Raw genomic sequence first — 26,025 nt, 5'->3', positions numbered from 1 at the left:
TATGCGCCAACTTGTTCAGGAACGCACCTATTCACTCACGCTGACCATCGTGCTGATTGGCCTTGGCGCAGCCCTGGTATTTCCACAGACCTTCCCAACATTCGGCAACTGGAGCCAGCTGCTTCTGAACCTCAGCATCGACACGATCGTGGCCGTCGGGATGATGTTGCTCCTGATTGCGGGTGTTTTTGACTTATCGGTTGGGTCCGTCGTCGCCTTTTCGGGGGGCATTGCCGCTTACACAATGATGGTGTATGGCATTCCCGTTCCTGTCGCCGTAGTCTTAACCTTGATCGGTGCCGGACTTATTGGCGCAGTCAATGGCTACCTCATCGCCTACCAGGGCATCAATCCCATGATTCAAACCCTGGCGATGATGGGCATTGTACGTGGAGGTGCCCTGCTCATCAGCGGCTCCGGTATTCAGAACCTTCCCTACTGGTTCAACGCCCTCAGTCAATCGAGGCTGCTGGGTATTCAGATGCCCGTCTGGTACATGCTCCTGATTGTCGGTACGTTCGCTTTTCTGATGAATAAAACCGTGTTTTTTCGGCGCTACTACTACATCGGGGGCAACGAGCAAGCCGCTGACTTATCAGGCATTCGGGTCAAACGCATGAAACTGTGGGGATTTGTACTGACCTCCGTTCTGGCCGGTGTTGCGGGTATGTTGTTAGCATCCCGGCTTGGCACAGCCCTGCCGACGGCGGGCCGGGGGTTGGAGTTACGCGTTATCACCGCCGTAATCCTGGGCGGAGCCAGTTTGTCGGGAGGACACGGTAAAATTATCGGCGCACTGCTCGGGGCTATGTTTATGGGACTGGTCAGTAACGTCATGGTGCTGACCCGAGTGTCCGGTTACTGGCAGGATATTATTCTGGGACTCATCTTGATAGCCGCTGTCTGGAGCGATAAAGCCCTGCAAAAACGGGGAGCCTTAGCATGAAAAAACTACTGCTACTTAGCCTGTTAAGCCTTGCTGCCTGCGAGCTACCACCCCGTCAGGCATCGACGACAACGGCACTGAATACCGTCTCAGACTCTACCGCTCTGGGCGCGGATGAAGAATACGTGATGGTAACGACCGCCGTTACGATGCCGATGTACATTAACCACGATCAGGCCGCCTTCAAACGATGGGGTGCGAAACATGGGGTAAACGTTTCGGTGCTCGGCCCCGCCGAGTGGGATGTCCCCGCTCAGATTAATATCATTGAAGAAGTGATCGGAACCCGACCTTCCGGCTTGCTTATTAACGGCACCGACCCCGCCATTGGCCCCGTTATCGACAAAGCCGTTGCTGCGGGTATTCCAACGGTCGTATATGATTCCGACATTCCAAATTCGAAGCGTCACGCGTTTCTCGGCACGGACTGGTATGAAATTGGGCAGATGCAGGGTCGCGAAATGGTACGACTGCTCGGCGGCAAAGGAAAGATTGCGTACCTGGGTATTTTCGGTTTGAACAGCATGGAAACCGGCTTCCGGGGTTTGCTCGATGTCATCAAAGACTATCCGGGGATTGAAGTTGTTGGCAAATTCGATGACAGATCCAACGTCGAAGAAGCCGCCCGCATCACGTCTAACCTGCTCAGCGCCCACCCCGACTTGGCCGGTTTGTGTGGTTTCGATTCCAACTCCGGCCCCGGTATCGGACTGGCTGTGAAAGAAGCGGGTCGGGTTGGTAAAGTAAAAGTCACGACCGTCGATTGGGAGCCGGAACACCTGCAACTCGTCCGGGAAGGTGTCATTCAGATGCTGGCCGGGCAAAAACGCGAACTTTTCACCTGGTACGGCGCGCAGTTTCTGTACGACATGGTTCACCAGACCAACCGCCTGTCGGCCCACGATGCCCAGGCTGGCATTACCAATGTACCTACCTCTGTAAACACAGGGCTACTGCGAATTACCCAGGCCAACGTCAACGAGTTTATTCATCGCTAGTCTTAATGACCAGTTACTAGAAGCGCAACGTACAACCCACGTAACGCGGACTTCCAGTCCGCACGACCGACCCGTCATTCATCGGACTCTCTAATACACTGCTCAGCAAAGAACTTCTTTCAACGGTTTGCCAATCTGTTGATGGCTGATCCACTCAGCGAATCAGAGCGGATTTACCCGCTCTTTGGTGCTAGCGACTTACTTCTTTGATTCACAGGGCAGCAATTTCTTCCATTTCGCCCGCGAACTGCTTTTGCTTTACCCGATTCTGCTATATTGGCTTTTCAAACCAATTGGCTCATGCCAATCGCTCGAAGCATCCTCATTCGCTGACCCCTAAACAAGCCAAAACAACCAAGTCGTTCGTATGCAAACACATCTAACTAGCTCAAGTGCGTCGGTAGAACCCGCCGTTGCCCAACCCGCCCCCGTCAAACGGCTACTCTCTCTGGACACCTTACGCGGCTTCGACATGTTCTGGATCATGGGTGGCGAAGAAGTCTTTCATGCGCTCGCGAAAACGACCGGCTGGGCATGGGCCGTGCTGCTGGCCGACCAGTTTACGCATCCGGACTGGAACGGCTTTCGCGCCTACGACCTGATCTTTCCCCTCTTTCTATTTATGGCGGGCGTTTCGACGCCTTTTTCCATCGGGTCGCGTCTGGACAGAGGGGCCGACAAAGCAGAGATCGCCCGGAAGGTGATCAGCCGGGGCCTTATTCTGGTCGTGCTGGGTATCATTTACAACAACGGCTTATTCACCAAAGCCATTCACGACATGCGTTTCCCGAGCGTATTGGGACGCATTGGCCTGGCGGGCATGTTTGCCCAACTGATTTATTTGTACGCTCGGCCCCGGATGCAGTACATCTGGTTTGTGGGTATTCTGCTCGGCTACTGGGCAGCGATGAAACTAATTCCCGTACCGGGTTGCGGAGCGGGTGTGTTGACGATGGAATGTAATCTGGCTAGCTACATCGACCGTCTGTTGGTACCAGGTCACTTGTACAAAACCATCCATGACCCGGAGGGGCTGTTTTCAACCATTCCGGCTATCGGCAACGCCCTGCTGGGAATTTTTGCCGGTAATTACCTACGTACACAGTACAAGTCCGGCCCAAAGAAAGCGCTACAGTTGCTCGGCGCGGGCCTATCGCTTGTTGCACTCGGCTGGCTCTGGAACTTTGTTTTCCCCATCAACAAAAACCTGTGGACGAGTTCGTTCGTGCTGGTTACCGGCGGTTTGAGTTTGTCGCTCCTGGCTTTGTTTTACTGGGTGATCGACGTGAAAGGTATCAAAGGCTGGACGTTTTTCTTTACCATAATCGGCATGAACTCCATCCTGATTTATCTGGCCGTTGAATTTATTGATTTCGGCTACGCAGCCCAGTTCTTTTTTGGCGGGCTTCTGAAGCTGTCCCATTCCGAGGCCGTTCGGGAAGTGGGTGGTGTAATCGCCCTCCTAGCCGCGAAGTGGGCTTTTCTGTACTTTCTTTACAAGAAAAAAACGTTTTTACGTGTCTAACATTTTCGTTTCGTTGTACAGATCGGGCTGCCCATGTTGGCAGCCTTTCTGCTTTTAGAGCGGCAAAACTACCATTGATTCTTAACACAAAAGCGGCTTCGTCGGTGGCAGAAAACTGTAAACGGTACTGGTTTTCCTCGTAGCGCTATCTTCCAGTCTTCTCTGCGAGATTCGGCAAATGGCCTCATTTTTGCCAGGAAATAGGTATGCGCCATGCGCTTCGGGTACCATCATAACCGCCACGTTCCTGCAGCCTACGAGTGAAAACGATTGTTGCCATCCTGCTGTCTGGGTTACTCCTGCTCCATACGCTAGCGGTTACTTTCGTATGGAATGTGTATCAGTGGCAACAGGAAAAGACGCTTGCTCACGACTTAACCATGTATCGCTCAACCGATAGTCTGGTTGAATTTAACGTAGCGTTACCAAACTCACCAGACCAGGCGTCCAGGCCCGCTATAACCGACAGAGGCTTTTCGTACCGGTCCGCTTATTACGAGCCAATCCGGCTGGAAGTCCACGATAAGGCTTTGGTATTGCTTTGCCTAGAAACCAAGAACGCTCGCTTCGGTGATCCAGATCTGCTTTCCTTTCTGGAAGATTATCTTACCGATTGGGATTACGCTACTCATAAAACGCGAAAACTGATCAAGCTGATAATCAGCGAGTATTCACCACCGGAGCGACAATCGCTCCGGGTTCTTTGCTACGAGTGTAGCCAACAGCCCGACTTTGACGATGTCAGAATAGTCGTCCCGCAGTCCTATTCGTCTATCCACGCTCCTCCGCCAAACAACGGGCTGCTTCTTAGCTAACCTGAACTTCGTTTACCATCCGAATCCGACAATTATTCGTTGTCGGGCTTGGCTGTCATTTTCCTTTCTCAAGGTAGTCGCCCACCGCGTTGACGGATAAATAGACTGACTAGTCCATGTCCGTCCGAATCAGACTATAGGCTACCAAACTTGCGCTACAAGCATGAAATACATTATTTATCAGGCATCCTGCTGGGTGTCTACGGCTCTACTGTTTCTTCTGGCCAGTTGCCACCCTCAGGTAGATGCTCTGCAAAAAGGTCCTTCGGATGACAAATTAGAAGCTTTACTGAAGCAAACGTCCAACAACATCGGGAATGCCTTCTTTCGGTTACCGGAGTCTACAGAGTATGATCAGATCCCGCAAGATCCCCGCAACCCGCTCAGCGATGCGAAAGTCAACCTGGGCAAACTTTTGTTTCATGAGACGGCGCTAGGCCGCAAACCTGTTAGACTCATTGGCTTTGGTACGTATTCCTGTTCCAGTTGTCACAACGCAAAGGCTGGGTTTCAGGCTTGCTTACCACAGGGCATGGGCGAAGGCGGAGAAGGATTTGGTGTCGATGGTAAAGGTCGTCGACGAAACGTCCGCTATGAACCCGACGAAATAGATGCCTTGCCCCTGCGCCCTCCCACAACACTGAATGTCGCTTTTCAGACCAATATGCTCTGGGCCGGACGATTGGGTGCTACCCATGCCAACGTGGGTACCGAAGCGTTCTGGGCGGTAGGCACACCGATGGAGAAAAACAAACTAGGGTTTCAGGGTGTAGAAACCGAGTCCATTGCAGCACAGGATGTACACCGGCTCGATATGCGGGCGTCGGCCTTTCAGGGAAATCATACGTACCGGCAGCTTTTTCAGCTGGCTTTCAAGGATAACTGGACCAACGATTACCAGACAAAAATCAATGCGGGGCTGGCGATAGCCGCTTATACCCGAACGGCATTAACCAACAAAGCTCCTTTTCAGCTATGGCTCCGGGGCAATGTACAGGCGATGACGGACGAGCAGAAGCAAGGAGCCATTTTGTTTTTTGGAAAAGCGGGCTGCGTGCGTTGCCACACGGGTCCTGCCTTAAACTCGATGCGCTTTTACTCGCTCGGAATGAATAGTTTGCGCAACGGCACGCTGGGCGAGTTTCACATTGTGAAGGCTGATCCCAGCCTGAGTGACCACAAGGGTCGTGGCGGCTTTACGGGAAAAGCTGCCGATATGTACAAGTTTAAAGTCCCGCAGCTTTATAATTTGAAAGACTCACCCTTTTACGGGCATGGGGGTTCGTTTACAAGTCTGGAAGCGATTGTAGACTATCTGAACAAGGCTATTCCCGAAAATAAGGAGGTACCGGTTGCCCAACTGGCTACTGAGTTTAAGCCGCTCAATCTGACGGCTAGCGAACAAACGTATTTGGTGACGTTTTTGCGGGATGGCCTGCGCGACCCCGATCTGCGTCGCTATGCGCCAAGCTCGCTACCGTCAGGACAATGTTTTCCTAACAATGATCAGGCCAGTCGTCAGGATTTAGGCTTCTAACACGGGGTCAATCCGATCCGTGCCGCACTGGCATACTGCGTTCGTTTGGCATGGATCGGGTTGAACAAAAGCTACTTCCTCTGGCTCTCTCGCCGTTCCGTTAATTTAGGATTGGGGACTATTTATGTTCACAAAAGCGCATGTGATCTAGGTAGTAAAAACCCGTACCTGATAAGGGCCGAGCGAGAGGTTTGCGCTGTTGGCATTGAACGGAAACGTAGGCAGTGTACCCTTCGCTGGCGGCCCAACCTCTTTTATCTGACTTGTATTCGTCCACGGCCAGGGAAGCCAGAATTGCGCAAAGTTGTGCGGTCCGCAGTTGGCAACGACAACGACCTGTCCTTCGCTGCCCACCGGTCGGCCATTGGTTCGGCAGTAGGCAAAAACCCGCGTACTATCATTCTGATCAATCGCTGGATGGAAGTAGAAAAACTCAATTTCATTCCGTTGTAGTGCCGGATGTGACGTACGCAGGTAGATAAGCGCACGGACCGCGTTCCAGAGGTCGCTGTGGCCCGGCTGAGTCCGGCGCTGCCAGTCAACCGGATCGGACATTTTCAGGCGGTAATCGGTTTGATCCAGGTCGTGGATGTCGCCAAATTCTTCGCCCGCCAGCAACATGGGTATGCCAACCGACGTCATCAGGATAGCAAAGCCACTGCGCACACGCTCCAGGGCTTCGGCATGCGTTGCGATGATTGCCTCCGACTGCCCGGCAATGGTATCGACAATCGTTCGAATGGTATCAACCGAACCGTCTCCTAGTTGTTTCTGGCGAAGCAACTGCCCGAATAGGTAATTCATAAACCGGGCTTCTTCCGGCTTCTCAACATCGTGCGAGGTAATGTAATTTACGTTCTGAGAAAGGTCTGCGAAGCCACCCACAAAAGACTGACTCAGCCCGTTCCAGGTTTTTCGACCCGATATAAACGCGACAATTCGTTCGCGTCGGGACGGCTGCCCCCAGCTGGTCTGAATGCCGTTACCCATCAACTGCCGAATGTCGTCCCGGTACGAAAAATTCCACATGCTATCGACCACTTTGCGCCCGGACGGATTGCCCGGCTTGTCGTAAACAATGTCCGAACGACGCCAGGAATCTTCGGCGATCACCAGGAAGGGCCGGTCGGGAAACAGTTGTTTAGAACGAACCGTGGCGCGCTCACGGAAGGTTTGGATAAAGTCCCAGTTGTCGATACTCTGAAATTCGTCCAGCCGAAAGCCGTCGATGTGGTACTCTTCGATCCAGAACTGCGCCATCTGGTAATGAAACTCACGGGCCGGATAGTGGCCGTTGAAGCGTTTTCGGTACCGAAACATCCGCGCTCCCCAATCCTGCCCTCGTCCCGGCTCTTCACTTGGACTGTTCAGGAAAAACCAGTCGAAGGCCAGCTTTTCGAGCGGACATTCGCGGGCATGATTCATTACCACGTCGAGAAACACCCGAATACCCCGCTGATGGCACTGCTTGATAAACACTTTAAGATCGATGGGCGGCCCCATGTCAAAGTCAGTGGTAAAAAAGAAGCGCGTACCGTAACCCCAGTTCAACGTATCCGCCGAATCCTGAACTGGCAGTAGTTCGATGGTGTTGATGCCCAAATCCGCCAACTGGTCGAGGTGCGCGAAAATAGCCTGATCGAAGGTACCCAAGCCTACCTGACGGATCAATTCGGGTCCGCTGGACATCCACCGCAGCGGCATTTCGTAGATAACGATCTGGTTGTTATCCGGCAGTTTAACGCCACTGGACAATTCATCTGCCCACGAGAACGGCCAGCGCCAGCGCACTCCGTCGCGGATGCGAAATAAGCCTCGATACCCACCAAACCGGACAATTTCTTCAGCGTACGGGTCCGGCACGGGCGAATCCGTTTTGTCATCCAGGATGAATTCGTACTCGTAATCACCGTCGCTCAAGGCAAGCTCGGCCACATCAATCTGCCAGTAACCCGGCTGCGCGCTGAGCGGTTGAAGCGGGGTCGATGGCCACGAATCCGGATCGAACGAGTCGCGTTTGGTAAGTGGGGCGAACCGCATGGTTACGGTCGTTGCAAAAGGAGCTGGAATGGATAGTGTATTCATCAAGGGCAGTACGTTTTCAGGCTAAGTAGATCATCGAAAATACATTATGTCATTTTTGTCATGCTGACCGGCCCGCCGGAGCGGCAGGAAGCATGACAAAAACACCATTGTAGAATACTCTAACCTATTTCTGCTTTAGTACTTATTGGATCACAGACTAGAAGTGGCTCACCGGAGTACGCGGGTCACGATATCCGTAAAGGTAGCCGTCTGATTTTGCCGGTCTTTGTCCGTCACGCCCTCGCGCAATTGCAAGCGGGTGTAAACGTGCAACTCCGAATCGACCATCTGGACATCAACCGGACTTCCGTCGGCCAGGGTTGTGCCCCGATACATCAGCACGGCGCTAACGGGGTCAGCAGCCGGATCTTTCTTTGATTTGTAGATTTTCAGCGTACAGTTGGCGGGCAGCGTTACTCCCTTTTCTAAATCGTTGCGGACAACGCCAAGCAGGTTTTGTAGCTGCTGTAGCGTTTCCTGCGGTCGAAAGTGATAGTACACCTTATCTTCTGCTGCGGATTGATCGGTAGCGATATACCCAATCATGGGACCAACGACACCGATCAGCGACAACGACTTGTCAGACGGAATCACAATAGGATCGACCAGCAACAGGTTGCGCGGTGCCGTGCGATTGGCGAAATAACCGGAAGCAACTAGTTCCATTAACAACGCTCCGCTGGTGGAAGAACCCAGCAGGCTGATGTTTTGATAACCCGCCTTCACCAACTGTTCGTACTCCGTGGTTATAGACGCCTGCCAGTCGTGCCAGGTCGATTTTTTGAAGTCGTCGTAACTGCGCCCGTGGCCGCCTAAAAGTACCCGCGACAGGTAAAAATCCGATCGTCCTGCCGACCAGCTTCGAAATTCGTCCCATTCAAACGTCGTAGCGGAGTAACCATGACAGGCGATGATAACCGGCCTACGGGCTTGTTCGGATGTGGGATTGGGAATCGCTTTCGAAAGCAGATACTCCTCGGGTTTGTACAGCGAGGGGTCAAACAGGGTGCCGCCGTCCAACATTTCCTTGGTGATGGCTGGTTCCGACGAACAACTCAACCCAAAGACCAGCAGGACGAGTAAACTAATGGCTACTTTCATGTGTCTATTTTGTTTTTTTGAAGACGTTCCAGGTAATACTGGTCTGCACAAAGACCGGATAGAGCGTTCCGGGACCAGTCAGGCCGTTGCCGGTGATGGCATTGTACCCAACAGATCCGTTGATGCGGAGCGGGAAGTTGGGGCAATAGCAGAGGCCAAGTTCGGGGGAAGCCAGCAGCGACGAAGCTGGTAGATCGTTAAATAGATCACTGCCATAATTGGCTTTAAAATACCCGACATTCGCCCGGACAAACGGCTGAATAAGCCAGCCCGGCTGGAAATAATACGACGCTGAAACAAGAAAGTTATCCTGTTTGATCGCGTTGGAGTTAAGGGCCGTACCCAACCGGGAGGTGACGTAGCTGACACCGATAGACAAACGCTGCGACACCAGTTTCGGGTGACTGTATTGCACCGTTAAGCCGTTCTCGGTGTACAGGTTAATGCTTTTCTGAAGCCGGATTCCGACGTCCAGCCGCTGTCCAAACGAGGGAGCAACGAGCAACAGGGCCGCCACGGTAAAATACCACTTGATTGTATGCATAGACACGTTTTGATAACTATTGCAATTGGGATCGGGAGAAAGCAGATCAATCCATAAACTAACGTCAATAATGAATTTTACTCATTGACAATCAATCACCAATCATTTTGATGTCGCTTTTTTGTCATCCCGAGGTACGAGTGATGACAAAAAATACCCATTATTCACGTTAAGCTATTTATTTGGAGAAATCTACGGACGCGCTACAGGTAATCCAGGCTTCGGCCCGGTCGCGATACAGATTGATAGACGACGGAAATTTAGTGAATGTGATGGGGTTCGCAATCTGAATGTACCGCACCGGCGCAATCAGAGTCGGCTGCCCACCCGACATGGCATAATTCAGTTGCAGCTTGAACGAAGCCCGAACGGGTCGGAGGCCCGATTTCGGTAGGCTCGGACCCACATCCAGCCGACGAACGACGGTCAACTCACCCGGCGAAATGGGCGAATCGACCGTCGAGGTGCTAATGGTATAAAAACCCAGACCAGGAATCGTCACTTCTTTTTTAGGAAAAGCGGGTACATTGATGCGTCGGAAATCCACCGCAACGGTGTAGATAAAACTTTCGCCAGCAGTAGACGTAAAGCTGCTGTCGGCTTTGCTTTTAGGGAGTTTAACGCTTGTATTTCCGGGCGTAATTTTTCCAACCACGTTTCCATTTTTACCCATAAACCAGACGGTTTGTATGGCAAATTCGCAAGGGTACGGTCGGGGCTTCCCGTTGCTCATGGTACAGGGAACCGGCGCAACTAATACCTTTTCGGGCAACGACTTTGTAACCGTCGCTCCGGTCAGCAGAGAAAGCAGAATGATTATTTTTTCGAAATGAAACAACGAGCCGTTTATCATGATCCGGGTCTAGTTGATACGGTGTGGACAATGGATTAGTTGACCTGAGTTTATTTCTTCACCACGGCCCTAGGCTGGAAATCAGGGTGGCCCGCCTGCCAGAGCGCAAAGGCGTACATATTGGCAAAGTTGCGAAAGGTGACGGCCTTGTCTTCCGTAAAATGACCATTGTCGTAATTAACCTGCATCAGCACGGGCTTTCCCGACGTACTGGCCGTTTGCAGGGCAGCAGCCAGTTTGCCCGGTTGCCAGGCAATCACGCGAGGGTCGTTCATACCGCCTATGCACAGTACCGCCGGGTATTTGGTGCCGTCTTTCACGTGCTGAAACGCATCCATTTCATAAAGGGCCATGCACTCGACCGAGTCTTTGACGGTGCCAAACTCCGGCGCATTAACGGGACCGTTCGGCGAGTTTTCCATTCGTAAGGCGTTGGAACAGCTAACATTGCTGATGGCAGCCGCAAACAGATCAGGCCGTTCGGTAATGGCCCGACCAATGAGAATTCCGCCCGCGCTGGTTCCTTCGCCAATAAGCTTAGAGGCACTGGTATAGCCGTTTTTAATCAAGTATTCACCACTGGCGATGAAATCTTTCCAGGTATTTGGCTTGGTCGTTTTGAAACCGGCCTGATACCACGCCTGCCCTTTTTCAGAGCCTCCTCGCGGGTGCGTCTCGGCCAGAATAACACCCCGGTTCAGCAAGGCCAGATTCCGTCGGCTGAAGTACGGTGTAGCCGAAGACCCATATGCACCGTAACCCGTCATAAAGCAAATGGTGTTTCCATCGCGTTTGAGGCCTTTTTTGTACACCAGTGAAAGCGGTACCCTAGTCCCATCGTGACTCGGTATTTCTAGCTCCTCAACGATTAGATCAGCCACGCCCGGATAATTCATGGGTACGTGAAACGGACTGACGATCAGTTGCTGATTAGCCGGATTATAGTCATACATCATACCCGGATTGTTCCAGGACGTTACGTAAACGATAATTTCGTTGCTGCGGGGCGCATCGTACGGTTCGACATACACGGTGCCTGTCATCTTGACCGGAACATCGGCCCACTGCTTGTTGCGCGCATCGTACTGCCGAACGGTTTCGTTGATTCCATCGCTTAGGATCACAAAGAGAAAATCCTTGGACGGCACCACCCGGCTAATATTTTGTTTGCCTTCGGGAAGCAGTACCGTTGCCGACGATGGTTGGGGATTGCGCGCATCCGTTACCAGGACTTTTCCGTTCGGTGCCCCTTTGATGCTGTGCAGAAACAATTGATCCCCTATTTTGACGTAACTTCGGACACTATCAGACGGGGCCGCCAGCCGTTTCCAGGCAATGGCCGGTTTCGCCAAGTCAGCCGGGTCGGCAACCCACGCATCGACCCGTCGGTCCACAGAAGCCAGTTCCCCGTAGAGCTGCGTGTTATCACCGGACATCAACGTGATCGGATACTGGTCGGGACGGATACCCATGTCGGGGTTCTTGGCGCGCGAAAATAGGTCCGGGTCCGTTTTAGGATCGGTTCCGAGCCGATGCATACGGGCTTTTGTATCGAGGTTACCTTTCGGATCTTTCGGGTCGTTTGAGTTCTGGGGTGTATAGAAAAACCCGCTATTGTCGGCCAGCCAATTGACCTCGCCCCCTTGTACCGCCGTGATACTTTCGGGCCGGAACGTTTGGGTCGCTACGTCCATCGTTCGAACCGTTGACAGCTCAGCCCCGCCTTCCTGTAGGCCAATGACAACCTGCTTACCGTCTGAACTGGGTGCGAAATTCGTCACCGAGTACGTTTTGGTTTTATCAACCGCCGTCGGATCGAAGAGCAGCTTTTCGGTCCCCGTTTTCCCCTGCCGAACGTAGATTTTACCCACTTTTTCAGCCGGTAGCGTCTTGCGGTAGAAATAAAGATTGCCGCGTTTCTTGATTTCACCGTAGCGTACTGACACGAGTTTGTCGTATTCCACGAAAGTTTCGATCAGCTTATCCCGCCCCGGAATCTTGTCGAGTACCGCGTTGGTGTAAGCGCCCTGCGCCTTGAACCAGTCCTTCACGTCCGGGCTATTTATATCTTCAAGCCATCGGTAATTATCGACCACCGTCTTGCCGAAATAAACATCGGTTACGGGACGCTTGGGTGTAGCGGGTAAACTGGCGGTAGGTAAACTCTGCTGGGCCACTGCCGTAGACGTAACTAACGCTGTCAGCAGGAAAAGGTAGATGTGCCGTTTCATGAGGAGGGATTTTATGAACTGGGAACCGATGAATTGTACCCGCTCAGTATGCAGGTGTGAATAGAAAAGGATGGATTGGTTCGTACTCGTTTCTGAGTCGCGGATAAGTCATCAGTTGGTAACAGTGGGTGAACAAACGGTAATCCACAGAACCCCTCATTACCAGGACAGACGTTACACACTCATCAGCCATCCGCCATCCGCGACGTCTATTGAGTACGGTACCGAACCGGGGAAAGTTACTGAATACGCCCCCGGTAACCAGACCTGTTTTAGGCAACGGCTATCGAACCATCGCCTAAATCGGTTCACTCCGAAAACACTGCGGAGTTAGCAAGGGTTGACTGACTTCTAAACCCAAAAAGACCGTATCGCTAACTAGTATTGTCCGAGATGTTAGATTTGTCCCAATCCAGTTCTCAGCCTGGTGAGTGGTGTCGGTTTCTTAAAACCGACACTTCGCGTCAACAATTTGTGTCGGTTTTAAGAAACCGACACCACTCACCAATCTAAGTCAGGACTAGACAAGCTAGTTCGAAGATGAAAAGACCGTATTGCTAACCCGTAAGCCGTACTTTTGCGAGCGAGCCAACTCTGCGTAACAGGATTTGACTCGACTTTTATTTCATCCCGCTAACATGCCAATGAGTTTACCGCGTTCTTTTTTTACAATCGTTACCGGTCTTATGCTGGGTGGTTGCCTGTTCAGTGGCTCCCTTCTCGCCCAACGTAGTCAGCACACCTTCGCCTTAGGTCAAACGGATTTTCTGTTAGACGGCAAGCCTTTCCAGTTAATTAGCGGTGAAATGCATCCGGCTCGGATTCCGCGTGCGTACTGGCAGCAGCGCATCCGAATGGCTAAAGCGATGGGCTGTAATACCATCGCAGCCTATGTGTTCTGGAACTACCACGAGTCAAAACCCGGCGTGTTCGATTTTAAAACAGACAACCGTGACATTGTCGAATTTATCCGGCTCGTTCAGGAGGAAGGATTATGGGTTCTGCTACGCCCCGGTCCGTACGTTTGCGCCGAATGGGATTTTGGTGGCCTGCCCCCCTACCTGCTCAAAACCGCCGACGTAAAAGTCCGGTGCCTCGATCCAACGTACATGGCGGCTGCCGAGCGATATATTAAGAAACTGGCTGGGCTTGTCAAACCGTTGCAGATCAGTAAAGGCGGCCCAATCCTGATGGTACAGGTAGAAAACGAGTACGGCAGCTACGCCAACGACCGCGCCTACATGCAGCGAATTCATCAGCTGTGGCAGGATAACGGGATCAACGTACCGTTTTATACCGCCGATGGACCCGCCGTTGCCAACCTGGCGGCCGGTTCGTTACCCGGTGTAGCCGTTGGGTTAGATCCCGGTGCGAACCAGAGTAATTTCGATCTGGCAACCCGTACCAACCCCGGCGTCCCTATTTTCAGCAGCGAGTCGTACCCCGGCTGGCTAACGCACTGGGGCGAAAAATGGGCGCGTCCTGATACAGCGGGTTTTCTGAGCGAGATTCGCTTTCTCATGGACACGAAGAAATCGTTCAATCTGTACGTGATTCATGGCGGCACCAACTTTGGCTTTACGGCGGGTGCCAACGGCTTCAAACCAACGGAATACCAACCCGATCTGACGAGCTACGACTACGATGCACCTATAAACGAACAGGGACAAGCCACCCCCAAATACCACGCCCTGCGTCGGCTGATCGGTCAGCACGTTGGCGCATTACCCGATGTTCCGGCTCCTATTCCAACGATGGACATCCCGGAAATCAAGCTCGACGCGTTTACTACAATCTGGCAAAATCTGCCTAAACCGGTGCGGGTAGCCCAGCCTAAGCCGATGGAAATGTTCGACCAGAACGAAGGGTTTATCCTGTACCGCACCAAAATCGCTGGTTACCAAAGTGGCACGCTCACTCTGACCGAACCCCACGATTACGCAATGGTTTATCTTGATGGTAAGTACATCGGTCATGTATACCGCGATGGCGGCAAATGGAGCATTGAACTTCCCAAAACGTCCAACAAGGAACCGGTGCTCGATATTCTGGTAGAAGGTATGGGACGCATCAACTTCGCGCAGTACATGATCGACCGCAAGGGTATCACCGACCGGGTGTCACTCAACAGCATGACGCTGATGAACTGGGAGGTGTACAACCTGCCTTTTGATAGCCGCTACATCGATCAGCTTAAACCGACGCAGCAGGATGCCGACCGACCGGGCCATTTCTTCAAAGGTACATTCTCCCTTAGCTCGGTAGCCGACACCTACTTCGACATGAGTTCTTATAAGAAAGGCGTTGTGTACGTAAACGGCCATAACCTAGGCCGTTATTGGGAAATTGGTCCCCAGAAGCGACTATACTGCCCGGCGACCTGGCTGAAAAAAGGACAGAACGAAATCGTCGTGTTTGACCTGCACCAGTTGTCACCTTCACCCATCAACGGCGTTAAGACATTGGAGTAATCACAGAGCAATCGTACAAGGTTACTTTCTGAGACTTATGCTGCGGAATCCGTTATCGAATCGATACGGATTTCGCAGCTTTTTTTGTTCTCACCCGTTGATCGGCCTAACGACTAAGCGGTAATTCGCGCAGACCGTTATATTTGTTAGAAAATAACGACCTTGGTACAACCCTACGTGAACCTGGAAGGGGCGTTAACAACCGGTTTGACCGAAACGATGCGCTGGCCGAAGGCTTCCCGGAGCCGGGTCGTAACTTCTTCGTGACTATCGTCTTAACCAATTTATAAATCCATGACTAACATTCTTCAAGCTATCAAACCAATCGGTCGGGTTCTGGCTAGTCTATCATTTGTGCTCATCCTGGCGCTTAGCAGCCGGGCACAAACCGCGCTGAAAATTTCCGGTGAAGTGACAAACCCTCTTACCTTACAGGCAGCCGACCTGAAAGCGATGCCCCATATCGACTTGATCGCCAAAGATCGGGATAGCAAAGAACACCGCTATTCGGGCATACCGCTATCTGCCTTGCTAAAACAGGCCGGAGTCACGCTAGGCGATGAACTACGGGGTAAGAATTTGATGAAAGTAGCCGTCGTGAAAGCAGCAGACGGTTATGAAGTCTTGTTCGCCCTGCCCGAACTCGACCCCGACTTTGCCACGCGAACGATTGTACTGGCCGATCAGGTAGACGGTGTTCCGCTACCGCAGGGCGTCGGTCCGTACCGGGTTGTGGTCCCCGACGAGAAAAAACCGGCCCGCTGGATTCGGGAAGTCAAGTCCATCGACGTACGGTTTGTCAAATAACATGACGACAAAATAGCTCGGATTCGTAGCGGCTATTCCAGTCGCCAGCACAACGGCCTGGCCCGTCATTGACATGCCCGCGCCCAAGCCCTACGTTCTTCATTCAAGTAATCGAATGCGTGTTTCAACCAACGCTTCTAAGCTATACACCTATCTCCGTTGAAACGATGGTTGACATACTTAGATGTTCAACTTAATGGGCAGGTGCAATTGGATCGGGAACGACGTTAGCTACCGGCTTGGTCGATTTGAGATAAGCAAAAATAGCTTTTAGATCCGCGTCTTTTAGGGTGCGATAATTCGTCCAGGGCATCGGAGGTAAGAGCATCCGGTTATTGGCTATGCCCTTCGATTTTCCTTGGGTCAATGCCCGTTTGAACTGCTCTTCGGTCCAGCTGCCGATCCCCGTCTCATCGGACGTCAGATTAGCGGCAAACGAAACGCCCCAGGGTCCCACGGCAGCGGTGTTATCACTGTTGAACAACACCCAGTCTTTCAGAACATCGGCGTTCCGGCTCGGAAGAGAACGGCCAGCCGGGTAGCCCGATAACAGCTTGCCGGCTACGGGCTCAGGCCCCTGCGGTCCCATCGTTTTGGGTGAATGACAGTCGTTGCACCCCATTATGCTGACCAGATATTCTCCTCGTTTGATCAACGTCTGGTCAGGGGGCATGCGTTTAGTAACGGATACAGATGGGTCTACTGATTTAGTAGAAAATCCGGTAATGAGCAGGGTGGTTGCCGCCAGAAGGGCAAGCGTAGATAGTACAGGTGTTTGCATGGTAGTGGTATAGATTTAGGAAAATCGCACCAATTAAACGATTATCATTTGATTATTTATCGTTGGAAAAATAACGTCATCTGAACTTATCTAAAGGTAGCGAAAACGTCATCGTTCGGTACCATCGACTGGGTGATGCACGAAATAACCTAAAGCCTATACGCCTAAAAATCAATACCTAACACGCTCCGTTGAACGGCAATCCGGTTTTTGATTCAACAAAAAAGTCCCAGAACGGGGCTTTTTGTTGAATCAAAAAGTCACTCTTAGTTATCAAAAATCAACCGTGAAAAAAATCCTTCATTTTGTCGAAGAATCCCTTCTCGTTCTTGTTGGGTCTTGGCTGGAAATTCGGTGAATTACGGAGTTTTTCGAGCAACGAACGCTCTTCTGCCGACAGCACCTTGGGCGTCCAGACGTTGACATGAACGAGTTGATCACCACGTCCGTAGCCATTCAACTCCTTAATGCCTTTTCCTTTGAGCCGTAAGATTTTACCGCTCTGCGTACCGGGGTCGAGCGTGATCCGTGCCTTCCCGTCAATGGTCGGTACCTCAACGTTTGTTCCAATGGCAGCATCAACGAAGTTGACATACAAATCGAACACCACGTTGCTGCCATCCCGCTTGAGATCCGGATCTTCCTCTTCTTCGATAACGATCAGCAGATCGCCCGCTACGCCACCGCGTGGTGGAACATTGCCCTTACCGCCAACCGACAGTTGAATTCCTTCGGCAACACCAGCTGGAATTTTAAGCGGAATAACGTCTTCGTGCAATACCCGTCCTTCACCGAAGCAAACGTCGCAACGGTCGGTTACGAGTTTACCTTCGCCGTTACAGGTTGGACACGTGCTGGTCGAAACCATCTGTCCGAGCATCGTATTGACAACTTTGCGCGTCTGGCCCGTTCCGTTACAGGTTGTACAGGTCTGAACAGCCGTACCGTTCTTGGAGCCGTTACCTCCGCAGGTCGTACAGCTAACGTGCCGTTTTACTTTGATCTTTTTCTCAACACCGTTGGCAACCTCCTGTAAGTTCAGCTTCAGCTTGATGCGCAGGTCGGAACCGCGCCGAACGCGTTGCCGCTGACCACCACCGCCACCAGCACCCCGGAAGAAGCTGCCGAACGGATTGTCGTCGCCAAAGACATCGCCAAACTGACTGAAAATATCTTCCATCGTCGGGCCACCCGCCCCGTAGCCACCGGCAGCACCGCTCATTCCGGCATGACCGAACTGATCATAACGGGCTTTTTTCTGCGGGTCGTTCAGAACGTCATAAGCCTCAGCCGCTTCTTTGAATTTCTCTTCAGCAGAAGGGTCATCCGGATTTTTGTCGGGGTGGTATTTGATGGCCATCTTCCGATAAGCCTTCTTCAATTCCTCCGCCGAGACGTTTTTATCAACGCCCAGTATTTCGTAATAGTCGCGCTTCGTTGCCATGTATAATGATGTATAATATGGGACCGATGGTCTATGATAAGCGTCTGCCTGTCATAGACCATCGGTCCCACATCATGCATTTTTTAGCTTCCTACAATCACTTTCGCAAATCGAATGACCTTGTCATTCAAATAGTATCCTTTTTCGATTTCGTCGATGACTTTACCCTTCAGATCGTCGCTGGGAGCGGGAAACTGGGTAATCGACTCGTGCAGATCAGCGTTGAACGGTTCGCCTTTCGAAATCATTGGTTTCAGGCCTTTGCTTTCCAGCGTCTTGAACAACTTGTTGTAAATCAACGACACGCCTTCTTTCACGGCTGCGATATCCTCGGTTGTTTCTACTGACTGCAACGCCCGTTCAAAATCATCAACAACGGGAATCAACGCTTTCAGTACACCTTCGTTGGCGTTACTGATCAGGTCTAATTTTTCCTTCGAGGTGCGCCGACGAAAGTTCTCAAAGTCAGCGTACAAACGGAGGTATTTATCTTTAAGTTCGGCTAATTCACTGCCAACCCGGGCTTGATTCGACGTTTCGGTTTCAGCCACAACATTTTCTGAGGTTTCATTCCCGTCGGGTTCTCCCCCATTCACAGGTACAGCTTCTTCGTGGTCCGCCGTTGCGGTTGTCAGATTGTCAGGTTGTTGCGTATTAGCAGACGATTGTTCGTCCAAAGTGTCTTTATTTTCCATTGATGAGCTTTTATTTCTCTTCCAGAAATTCATATACAAAGATGGGCAAAAGCTTTACCAAAACCTTACCTACTGCCAAGTTGACACAATTTCTAAAAATGGTTAGCGTAGTTTCGTTGCTTCGTCGGATTTATTTTTCGCCAAATCTGTTTCCAAAGAGCAGTCATCTTTACGTTTATCATGCATTCATCAACAAGCCAGTACACAACACTGATCAAAGCGAAAGCCAAAGAATTGGGCTTTGATTTTTGTGGTGTCGCCAACGCCGATTTTCTGGAAGAGGAAGCCCCGCGGCTGGAAACCTGGCTTAAAAACGGCATGCATGGTCAGATGAATTACATGGCGAATCATTTTGACAAACGGCTTGATCCGCGTCTGCTAGTCGATGATGCAAAATCGGTCATCACGGTTTTGTTGAATTACTACCCCGATCAAAAATTACCGGAAGGCGACGCCGATTATAAGCTATCCAAATACGCCTATGGAACAGATTATCATTTCGTTATCAAAGATAAGCTAAAATCGCTACTGGACTACATTCAGGAGGAAATTGGTGAGGTAGGCGGGCGCGCTTTTGTCGATTCTGCACCGGTTATGGACAAAGCGTGGGCGAAACGCGCGGGCCTCGGCTGGGTCGGGAAACACACGAATCTGATCAACCGAGAGATCGGTTCATTCTTTTTTATCGGCGAACTGATTCTTGACCTCCAACTCGAACCCGACGGCCCTATCACCGATTATTGCGGCACCTGCACCCGCTGCATCGACGCCTGCCCCACCGACGCCATCGTCGGTCCGTACGTGGTTGATGGCAGCAAATGCATCTCGTATTTTACGATAGAACTGAAAGAATCGATTCCCCAGGAGGTTCAGGGAAAATTCAATAACTGGATTTTTGGCTGTGACATCTGTCAGGATGTATGCCCCTGGAACCGTTTTGCGAAACCGCACAAAACGCCAGCTTTCGATGCGCATCCAGACCTCGCGACGTTTACCAACTCCGAGTGGGAAGAAATCACGGAAGATGTTTTCCGCGAAATCTTCCGCCGATCGGCTGTCAAGCGAACCAAGTTAGAAGGGCTGAAACGGAACGTCGCCTTTAGCAAGCCTACTTCGTGAAATAACGACGCAGTGCCTCGCCGACCTGCCACACATCATCGAATGTGTTGTACAGCGGTGTAGGGGCCAGCCGAATGCAGTCGGGTTCGCGCCAGTCGCCGATGATGCCTTGCTCGGTCAGATAGGTAAACAACTCTTTTCCTTTTTTCCGCACCAATAGCGACAACTGACACCCCCGCTGGTTTGGATCATCGGGCGTTAAAATCTGAATCTCATCGAAGGGAGCTAGTACGTGCTCAAGATAACCCGTCAGTAACTGACTTTTTTGCCGGAGTGGAATTATACCGGCTTCTGCCGTTATGGCCAGCGAAGCGCGGTGCAAAGCCAGGGCCAGAATATTCGGGGTGCTCACCTGCCAACCATCGGCACCCGGAGCGGGCAGAAAACCCGGCGTCATCTCAAAGCGACGGTCCTCGCGATAACCCCACCAGCCAGCCAGTCGGGGTAAATTCTGATCGTGATGCTTTTGGTGGACAAACACGCCCGACACCGCTCCGGGACCACCGTTGAGGTATTTGTACGAACACCAGGTCGCAAAATCAACGCCCCATTCGTGCAGACGAAGCGGGACATTGCCGATGGCGTGGGCCAGATCGAACCCGACAGGAACGCAGTGCTGCTGCGCCATTCGTGTGATCGCATCCATATTGTAAACCTGTCCGGTGTAGTAGTTTAGGCCACTCATCCAGATCAGCGCCAACGAATCGGCGTGCTGGGCAATAGCCTTCTGAATATCCGTCGTGTGAATCAATCCATCATCGGGTCGAGGACTTACTTCGATCAGTACATCGGCGGGGTCCAGACCGCGTTGCTTGATGTGCGTTTCGAGCGCGTACTGATCCGATGGAAAATCACCTGCAATCGTCAGGATTTTGTATTTTCCGGCTATTTTTCCCGGCTGATAGAACGACGCCAGCAACAGGTGTAAATTTACGGTCAAGGCATTCATCGGACACACTTCTGACCGGTCGGCCCCGACAATCTGCGCCAGCGATTCTTTACAGGTGTTGTGGTAGCCGAGCCAGGTATGTTCAGCGCCCTCCGGTTGCTCAAACCATCCTTCGACACCTAAATTCTGCCACGTAGACAATTCCTGATTTAGCGCTTCTCGTGCCGTTTTAGGCTGCAAGCCGAGTGAATTACCACACAGATAGATTAGCGGTTTTTCGTCGCGGTGCGGGATATGAAAGCGGTCACGGAAGGGACGGATCGGGTCGTTTTGATCGAGCTGCTGCGCAAAAGAACGGTCGTTTTCGTAGGTCATTGGAAGCTAAGTACTAAAGCAGGAATATGTTAGCGTATTGTACAATGGCGTTTTTGTCATGCTGACCGGCCCGCCGGAGTGGCAGGCCGGTCAGCATGACAAAAAATAGTCTAATGGATTTTGGTTGATCTACTTATCAACAACTGCTTTACAAACTACGATTTAAACGTCATTTTGTTTACCCGTGCCCAACCACTACGACTTCTAGTAATCGATTAACAACTTTCTGATTATCTGCGTCAGAATCAATTCACCATTATACAAATCCTGCACAAAATATAATTTATACATGACCAAGTAGTAGTCGTAGCGTAAAGGCTTTGGAAAGAATAGCAGGCATTCCTCGCCCCGCTACATCCCGACCCTTTCGACAACATGCACATTAACAATTCGTTACAAACCTCCGATCTCTCCACAAAACTTGACCAATTCTGGGAACTGTCTGGCCAGAAAATCCGCCTGATCGACCAGCACTACGACGTATCAAAAGGATCGCCGGTTTTTACCGTACAAGGCCAGTACACCACGCGGGGCTGGACGGAATGGACGCAGGGCTTTCAGTTCGGTTCGGCCATTTTGCAATTCGACGCTACGACGGAAACCGAATTTCTGGAAATGGGTCGCCAGAAAACGCTTACCGTGATGGCCCCGCATATCAGTCACATCGGCGTCCACGACCACGGTTTCAACAACGTCAGCACGTACGGCAACCTCCTCAGACTGATGCGCGAAAGGCGTATACCTCAACATGACTGGGAAGAGAATTTTTACGTGTTAGCGCTGAAAATATCGGGAGCCGTACAGGCCAGCCGCTGGACAACCATTAAAAACGGTGGTTTTATCAGTTCGTTCAACGGCCCCCACTCGCTTTTTGTCGATACCATTCGTTCGTGTCGGGCGGTGATACTGAGCCATGCGTTGGGCCACGTTTTTCAGGCCGAAGGCGACATCAAAATCAACCTGCTGGAACGCGCGCTCCAGCACATCAAAGCCACCGCCGACTACTCGGTGTTCTACGGCGAAGGTCGCGACTCGTATGACCGGTGGGGTCGTACGGCGCACGAAAGTGTTTTCAACGTAAAGGATGGTAACTTCCGCTGTCCTAACTCGCAGCAGGGTTATTCGGGCTTTACGACCTGGACGCGGGGTCTGGCGTGGGCTATGTGCGGATTTGCCGAGCAACTCGAATGGCTGGCGACACGCGATGAAGCCGAGTTTGAACCGTTCGGTGGCCGAACAAACGTCGAGGCATTTATGCGCAAGGCAGCCACGGCAACCTGCGATTTTTTCATCGACAATACCCCCACCGACGGCATTCCGTACTGGGACACCGGCGCGCCTAATCTGCACAGACTCGGCGATTACCTCAACCGCCCGGCAGACCCGTACAACGACGTGGAGCCGGTTGACAGTTCGGCGGCAGCGATCGGTGCGCAAGGCTTGCTGCGGCTGGGCCGCTACCTGATGGGAGCCGGCGAAACGGAAGCAGGAAAGCGGTACTGGCAGGCCGGATTGACCGTCGTCGATACGTTACTGGCGGAACCGTATATAAGCACCGATCCAACGCACCAGGGGCTGCTTCTTCACTCCATTTACCACCAGCCCAACGGTTGGGATTACGTACCCCCCGGTAGCAACATTGCGTATGGCGAATCGAGCATGTGGGGCGACTACCATACCCGCGAAGTTGCCCTCTATCTGCAACGGATCATTCGCAACGAACATTACTACACGTTCTTCAACGGTCTGTCATGAACTTGAGTAATTCATCCGAAACGTCGAACCGCGAACCGTCGGAGCGTGACCTGTCGAAACTTTGCGTTCATACGATCACGACGAAGCCGTGGCCCATTGAGGAAGCCGCCCGTCGTTTTTCGGCGTCGGGTATTGGCGGCATTACCGTCTGGCGCGATGCACTGGCGGGTCGCGATATCAAGCAGACGGGCCAACTGTTGCGCGACCAAAACCTCAGCATCGTTTCGCTGTGCCGGGGTGGTTTCTTTCCGCATACCGAAGCCGCTGGCCGGCAAGTGGCGATTGACGATAACAAACGAGCCGTTGACGAAGCCTTTGCCCTGGGCGCGCCATTGATTGTGCTGGTTTGCGGGGCCGATCCGGGACAGTCGCTGAGCGAATCCAGAAAGCAGATTCAGGACGGAATTACTGCCGTTTTACCCTATGCCGAAGCCGCTGGCGTAAAGCTGGCGATTGAACCGTTGCATCCGATGTACGCCGATAGCCGCTCCGCCATCAACACCTTACACCAAGCGAACGACATGGCCGAAGCATTGCATTCACCCTGGGTTGGCGTCGCAGTCGATGTCTATCATCTGTGGTGGGACCCGACACTTGAAAGAGAAATTACCCGGTGCGGCAAAAACAAAAATCTGTTTGCTTTTCACATCTGCGATTGGAAAACGCCTACCACCGATTTTCTGAACGACCGGGGTCTTATGGGTGAGGGTTGCATCAATATCCGTCAGATTCGCGGCTGGGTTGAAGCCACGGGTTTTACGGGCTTTTCCGAAGTCGAGATCTTCTCCAATCGCTACTGGTCCGAAGATCAGGCCCTTTTTCTGGAAAAGATCAAGCATGGGTATCTGCATCATTCGTAGCGAATATTCATTACAAACAGCTATCGACTTAAAACTGGCGAACAAACGGCTAGGGCTCCTGATCAATTTCAACCCGTACCGGCTTGAGAATAAAGTTTCCTTAGTCCGAATTGTAAACAATCTAAACGAGTAGATGCCGTCTGAACGTCTGCGTGCATCAGCGAAACCATTCACAAAAATCTGCGAGACGAACCAATGAAAGAACACCGTATTGGCATTATCATGAACGGCGTGACGGGACGGATGGGTACCAATCAGCACCTGATGCGATCAATCGTCGAAATTATAAAACAGGGCGGGGTCAAACTCGGTCCCGGCGAAACGATCATCCCCGACCCCATTCTGGTGGGCCGCGACCGAAACAAGCTGGAAAAGCTGTGTCAGCTTTCGGGCGTACAGCGCATGACAACCGATGTTGACGAAGCCCTTGCCGACCCGCACAATGTTATTTACTTCGACGCGCAAACCACCGGACGACGAGCCGAAGGCGTTCGCAAAGCCGTACAGGCGGGCAAACATATTTATTGCGAAAAACCCACTGCTGTCAGCACCGACGTAGCGCTCGAACTGTACACGCTTTGTCAGGAAGCCGGACTAAAAAATGGCGTCGTTCAGGACAAGTTGTGGCTGCCTGGCCTGTTGAAACTCAAACGGCTGATCGAGAACGGTTTCTTCGGTAAAATTTTGTCGGTACGCGGTGAGTTCGGCTATTGGGTGTTCGAAGGCCATACCATTCCGGCCCAGCGCCCCTCCTGGAACTACCGCAAAGAAGACGATGGCGGCATCATCGTGGATATGTTGTGTCACTGGCGCTACGTGCTGGACAATTTGTTCGGGAAGGTACAATCTGTTTCGTGCTTAGGCGCTACGCACATTCCCGAACGCATCGACGAGCAAGGGAAACCGTATGCCTGCACCGCCGACGATGCCGCTTACGCTACCTTCCAACTCGAAAACGGCGTCGTTGCGCACTTCAATTCCTCCTGGACAGTCCGCGTTCGGCGCGACGATTTGCTTACGCTGCAAGTCGATGGAACGAAAGGTTCGGCGGTGGCCGGACTGCGGGAATGCTACACGCAGCATTACGGCAACACCCCGAAGCCGGTCTGGAACCCCGACATTCCCCAAACTATTCCTTTTTTTGATGGCTGGTCGAAGATGCCGGAGCAGGAGTTGTTCGACAATGCCTTTAAGGCGCAGTGGGAGCTTTTTTTAAAGCACGTCGTCAATGATGAGCCTTTCCCGTGGACCTTACGCGAGGGAGCGAAAGGCGTTCAGCTGGCCGAAAAAGGGCTGGAAAGCTGGGCAAAACGGTGCTGGGTAGACGTTCCCGAACTTGGGTAAATTTCTGCGAATTCACTTCATTTTCTGCGTTTATCCGCGCCACTAGTAGCGCCCATCTGCGAACAATCTGGACGATGAAAAAAGTAGCTTTTATAACGGGCGGAAGCCGGGGAATCGGTTACGGCATTGCCGAACACCTGGCCAATGCCGGTTTTGATCTGGCCATCAACGGCGTACGGCCCGAAGCCGCCGTTCAGGATGCGCTAAACGCCTTACGCGAGCGAGGCCGCGACGTGTTGTATTGTCCGGGCGACGTGGCATCACCCGAAGCCCGGCGTACCATGCTGGATGCCGTCAACGGGCATTTTGGTCAGTTGAATGTATTGGTCAACAACGCCGGTGTAGCGCCCAAAGAACGTCGGGATATTCTCGACGCCACGGAAGAAAGTTTTCAGCATGTACTCACGACGAACTTACAGGGAGCTTACTTTCTCACGCAGGCAGCCGCCAACTGGATGATTACCCAACGTGCCGAGCAGTCCGACTTTTGGGCGTGTATCATCAACGTATCGTCTATTTCGGCGACGGTCGCTTCGGTCAACCGGGGTGAGTACTGCGTGGCAAAAGCGGGCCTGAGCATGGCGACCCAGTTGTTTGCGGTCCGATTGGGTGAATACAACATTCCGGTCTACGAAGTGCGGCCCGGCGTTATCAAAACGGATATGACCGCCGGGGTGACCGCCAAGTACGACGCCTTGATCGAAAATGGGCTTTGTGTTCAAAAGCGATGGGGCTTTGCCGACGATGTAGGTCGAGCCGTTGCCTCGCTGGCCAGGGGCGATTTTCCGTATTCGACGGGCCAGGTTATTATGGTCGATGGTGGACTCACCCTGCCGCGACTGTAACACCC

At 52.1% G+C, this 26,025-nt stretch carries 21 protein-coding genes; 12 read left to right on the top strand and 9 right to left on the bottom strand.

Annotation, left to right across the window (positions count from 1 at the left end; translation table 11 throughout):
* Position 1: 1 nt before the first annotated feature.
* From LQ777_RS09270 to LQ777_RS09250, 5 genes are all read left to right on the top strand, one after another.
* Positions 2 to 946: an ABC transporter permease gene (locus LQ777_RS09270; protein WP_232562235.1), complete on the top strand. Its 945-nt coding sequence runs from the start codon at positions 2 to 4 to the stop codon at positions 944 to 946.
* On the top strand, positions 943 to 1,944 hold the full coding sequence (locus LQ777_RS09265) for a substrate-binding domain-containing protein (protein WP_232562234.1): 1,002 nt from the start codon (positions 943 to 945) through the stop codon (positions 1,942 to 1,944). The genes LQ777_RS09270 and LQ777_RS09265 overlap by 4 nt, the downstream gene beginning before the upstream one ends.
* A gap of 367 nt (positions 1,945 to 2,311) precedes the next feature.
* Positions 2,312 to 3,469: an acyltransferase family protein gene (locus LQ777_RS09260; protein WP_232562233.1), complete on the top strand. Its 1,158-nt coding sequence runs from the start codon at positions 2,312 to 2,314 to the stop codon at positions 3,467 to 3,469.
* A 260-nt stretch (positions 3,470 to 3,729) separates the two neighbouring features.
* Positions 3,730 to 4,284 carry a hypothetical protein gene (locus tag LQ777_RS09255; RefSeq protein WP_232562232.1) on the top strand — a complete coding sequence of 185 codons (555 nt, stop codon included), beginning with the start codon at positions 3,730 to 3,732 and terminating at the stop codon, positions 4,282 to 4,284.
* Positions 4,285 to 4,447: 163 nt separating this feature from the next.
* Complete coding sequence (locus LQ777_RS09250) at positions 4,448 to 5,821, top strand: cytochrome-c peroxidase (RefSeq protein ID WP_232562231.1); 1,374 nt, start codon at positions 4,448 to 4,450, stop codon at positions 5,819 to 5,821.
* A gap of 147 nt (positions 5,822 to 5,968) precedes the next feature.
* On the opposite strand, the gene LQ777_RS09245 is transcribed toward LQ777_RS09250, so the two are convergent.
* From LQ777_RS09245 to LQ777_RS09225, 5 genes are all read right to left on the bottom strand, one after another.
* The gene (locus tag LQ777_RS09245; protein ID WP_232562230.1) at positions 5,969 to 7,906 is read right to left on the bottom strand and encodes an alpha-amylase family glycosyl hydrolase; all 1,938 of its coding nucleotides are present in this window, start codon (positions 7,904 to 7,906) and stop codon (positions 5,969 to 5,971) included.
* A 168-nt stretch (positions 7,907 to 8,074) separates the two neighbouring features.
* Complete coding sequence (locus LQ777_RS09240) at positions 8,075 to 9,007, bottom strand: alpha/beta hydrolase (protein ID WP_232562229.1); 933 nt, start codon at positions 9,005 to 9,007, stop codon at positions 8,075 to 8,077.
* 4 nt (positions 9,008 to 9,011) lie between these two features.
* Positions 9,012 to 9,551, bottom strand: a complete 540-nt coding sequence (locus LQ777_RS09235; protein ID WP_232562228.1) for a hypothetical protein — start codon at positions 9,549 to 9,551, stop codon at positions 9,012 to 9,014.
* A 178-nt stretch (positions 9,552 to 9,729) separates the two neighbouring features.
* Positions 9,730 to 10,404: a hypothetical protein gene (locus LQ777_RS09230; protein WP_232562227.1), complete on the bottom strand. Its 675-nt coding sequence runs from the start codon at positions 10,402 to 10,404 to the stop codon at positions 9,730 to 9,732.
* A 50-nt stretch (positions 10,405 to 10,454) separates the two neighbouring features.
* Positions 10,455 to 12,635, bottom strand: coding sequence for a prolyl oligopeptidase family serine peptidase (locus LQ777_RS09225; protein WP_232562226.1), 2,181 nt, complete (start codon positions 12,633 to 12,635; stop codon positions 10,455 to 10,457).
* A 644-nt stretch (positions 12,636 to 13,279) separates the two neighbouring features.
* Between LQ777_RS09225 and LQ777_RS09220 the strand changes: the two genes are divergently transcribed.
* Together LQ777_RS09220 and LQ777_RS09215 are read left to right on the top strand one after the other, a co-directional pair.
* Positions 13,280 to 15,106: a glycoside hydrolase family 35 protein gene (locus LQ777_RS09220; RefSeq protein ID WP_232562225.1), complete on the top strand. Its 1,827-nt coding sequence runs from the start codon at positions 13,280 to 13,282 to the stop codon at positions 15,104 to 15,106.
* A 294-nt stretch (positions 15,107 to 15,400) separates the two neighbouring features.
* Entirely contained in the window at positions 15,401 to 15,913 is a 513-nt protein-coding gene (locus LQ777_RS09215) for a molybdopterin-binding protein (protein WP_232562224.1), read from the top strand.
* Positions 15,914 to 16,106: 193 nt separating this feature from the next.
* On the opposite strand, the gene LQ777_RS09210 is transcribed toward LQ777_RS09215, so the two are convergent.
* From LQ777_RS09210 to LQ777_RS09200, 3 genes are all read right to left on the bottom strand, one after another.
* The gene (locus LQ777_RS09210; protein ID WP_232562223.1) at positions 16,107 to 16,694 is read right to left on the bottom strand and encodes a c-type cytochrome; all 588 of its coding nucleotides are present in this window, start codon (positions 16,692 to 16,694) and stop codon (positions 16,107 to 16,109) included.
* 280 nt (positions 16,695 to 16,974) lie between these two features.
* Positions 16,975 to 18,138 (bottom strand): molecular chaperone DnaJ, encoded by a 1,164-nt coding sequence (gene dnaJ / locus LQ777_RS09205; protein WP_232562222.1) that lies wholly within the window; start codon positions 18,136 to 18,138, stop codon positions 16,975 to 16,977.
* A gap of 83 nt (positions 18,139 to 18,221) precedes the next feature.
* Positions 18,222 to 18,833 (bottom strand): nucleotide exchange factor GrpE, encoded by a 612-nt coding sequence (locus tag LQ777_RS09200; protein WP_232562221.1) that lies wholly within the window; start codon positions 18,831 to 18,833, stop codon positions 18,222 to 18,224.
* A 180-nt stretch (positions 18,834 to 19,013) separates the two neighbouring features.
* Between LQ777_RS09200 and queG the strand changes: the two genes are divergently transcribed.
* The gene (gene queG, locus LQ777_RS09195) at positions 19,014 to 19,952 is read left to right on the top strand and encodes a tRNA epoxyqueuosine(34) reductase QueG (protein ID WP_232562220.1); all 939 of its coding nucleotides are present in this window, start codon (positions 19,014 to 19,016) and stop codon (positions 19,950 to 19,952) included.
* Here the strand turns inward: queG and kynU are convergent.
* A complete protein-coding gene (gene kynU / locus LQ777_RS09190; protein ID WP_232562219.1) occupies positions 19,942 to 21,216 on the bottom strand; it encodes a kynureninase in 1,275 nt (424 codons plus the stop codon). The two genes, queG and kynU, sit on opposite strands and share 11 nt — an antisense overlap.
* A gap of 375 nt (positions 21,217 to 21,591) precedes the next feature.
* Between kynU and LQ777_RS09185 the strand changes: the two genes are divergently transcribed.
* From LQ777_RS09185 to LQ777_RS09170, 4 genes are all read left to right on the top strand, one after another.
* The gene (locus LQ777_RS09185) at positions 21,592 to 22,971 is read left to right on the top strand and encodes a glycosyl hydrolase (RefSeq protein WP_232562218.1); all 1,380 of its coding nucleotides are present in this window, start codon (positions 21,592 to 21,594) and stop codon (positions 22,969 to 22,971) included.
* Complete coding sequence (locus LQ777_RS09180) at positions 22,968 to 23,831, top strand: sugar phosphate isomerase/epimerase family protein (protein WP_232562217.1); 864 nt, start codon at positions 22,968 to 22,970, stop codon at positions 23,829 to 23,831. The genes LQ777_RS09185 and LQ777_RS09180 overlap by 4 nt, the downstream gene beginning before the upstream one ends.
* 195 nt (positions 23,832 to 24,026) lie before the next feature.
* The gene (locus LQ777_RS09175; RefSeq protein ID WP_232562216.1) at positions 24,027 to 25,175 is read left to right on the top strand and encodes a Gfo/Idh/MocA family protein; all 1,149 of its coding nucleotides are present in this window, start codon (positions 24,027 to 24,029) and stop codon (positions 25,173 to 25,175) included.
* A gap of 74 nt (positions 25,176 to 25,249) precedes the next feature.
* Positions 25,250 to 26,020, top strand: a complete 771-nt coding sequence (locus LQ777_RS09170; protein WP_232562215.1) for a 3-ketoacyl-ACP reductase — start codon at positions 25,250 to 25,252, stop codon at positions 26,018 to 26,020.
* Positions 26,021 to 26,025: the final 5 nt, after the last annotated feature.

The sequence above is a fragment of the Spirosoma oryzicola genome (assembly GCF_021233055.1).
GTDB lineage: Bacteria > Bacteroidota > Bacteroidia > Cytophagales > Spirosomataceae > Spirosoma > Spirosoma oryzicola.
Note: the sequence above shows the minus strand (reverse complement) of the source record. Positions and strands in the feature narration are given on the sequence as shown.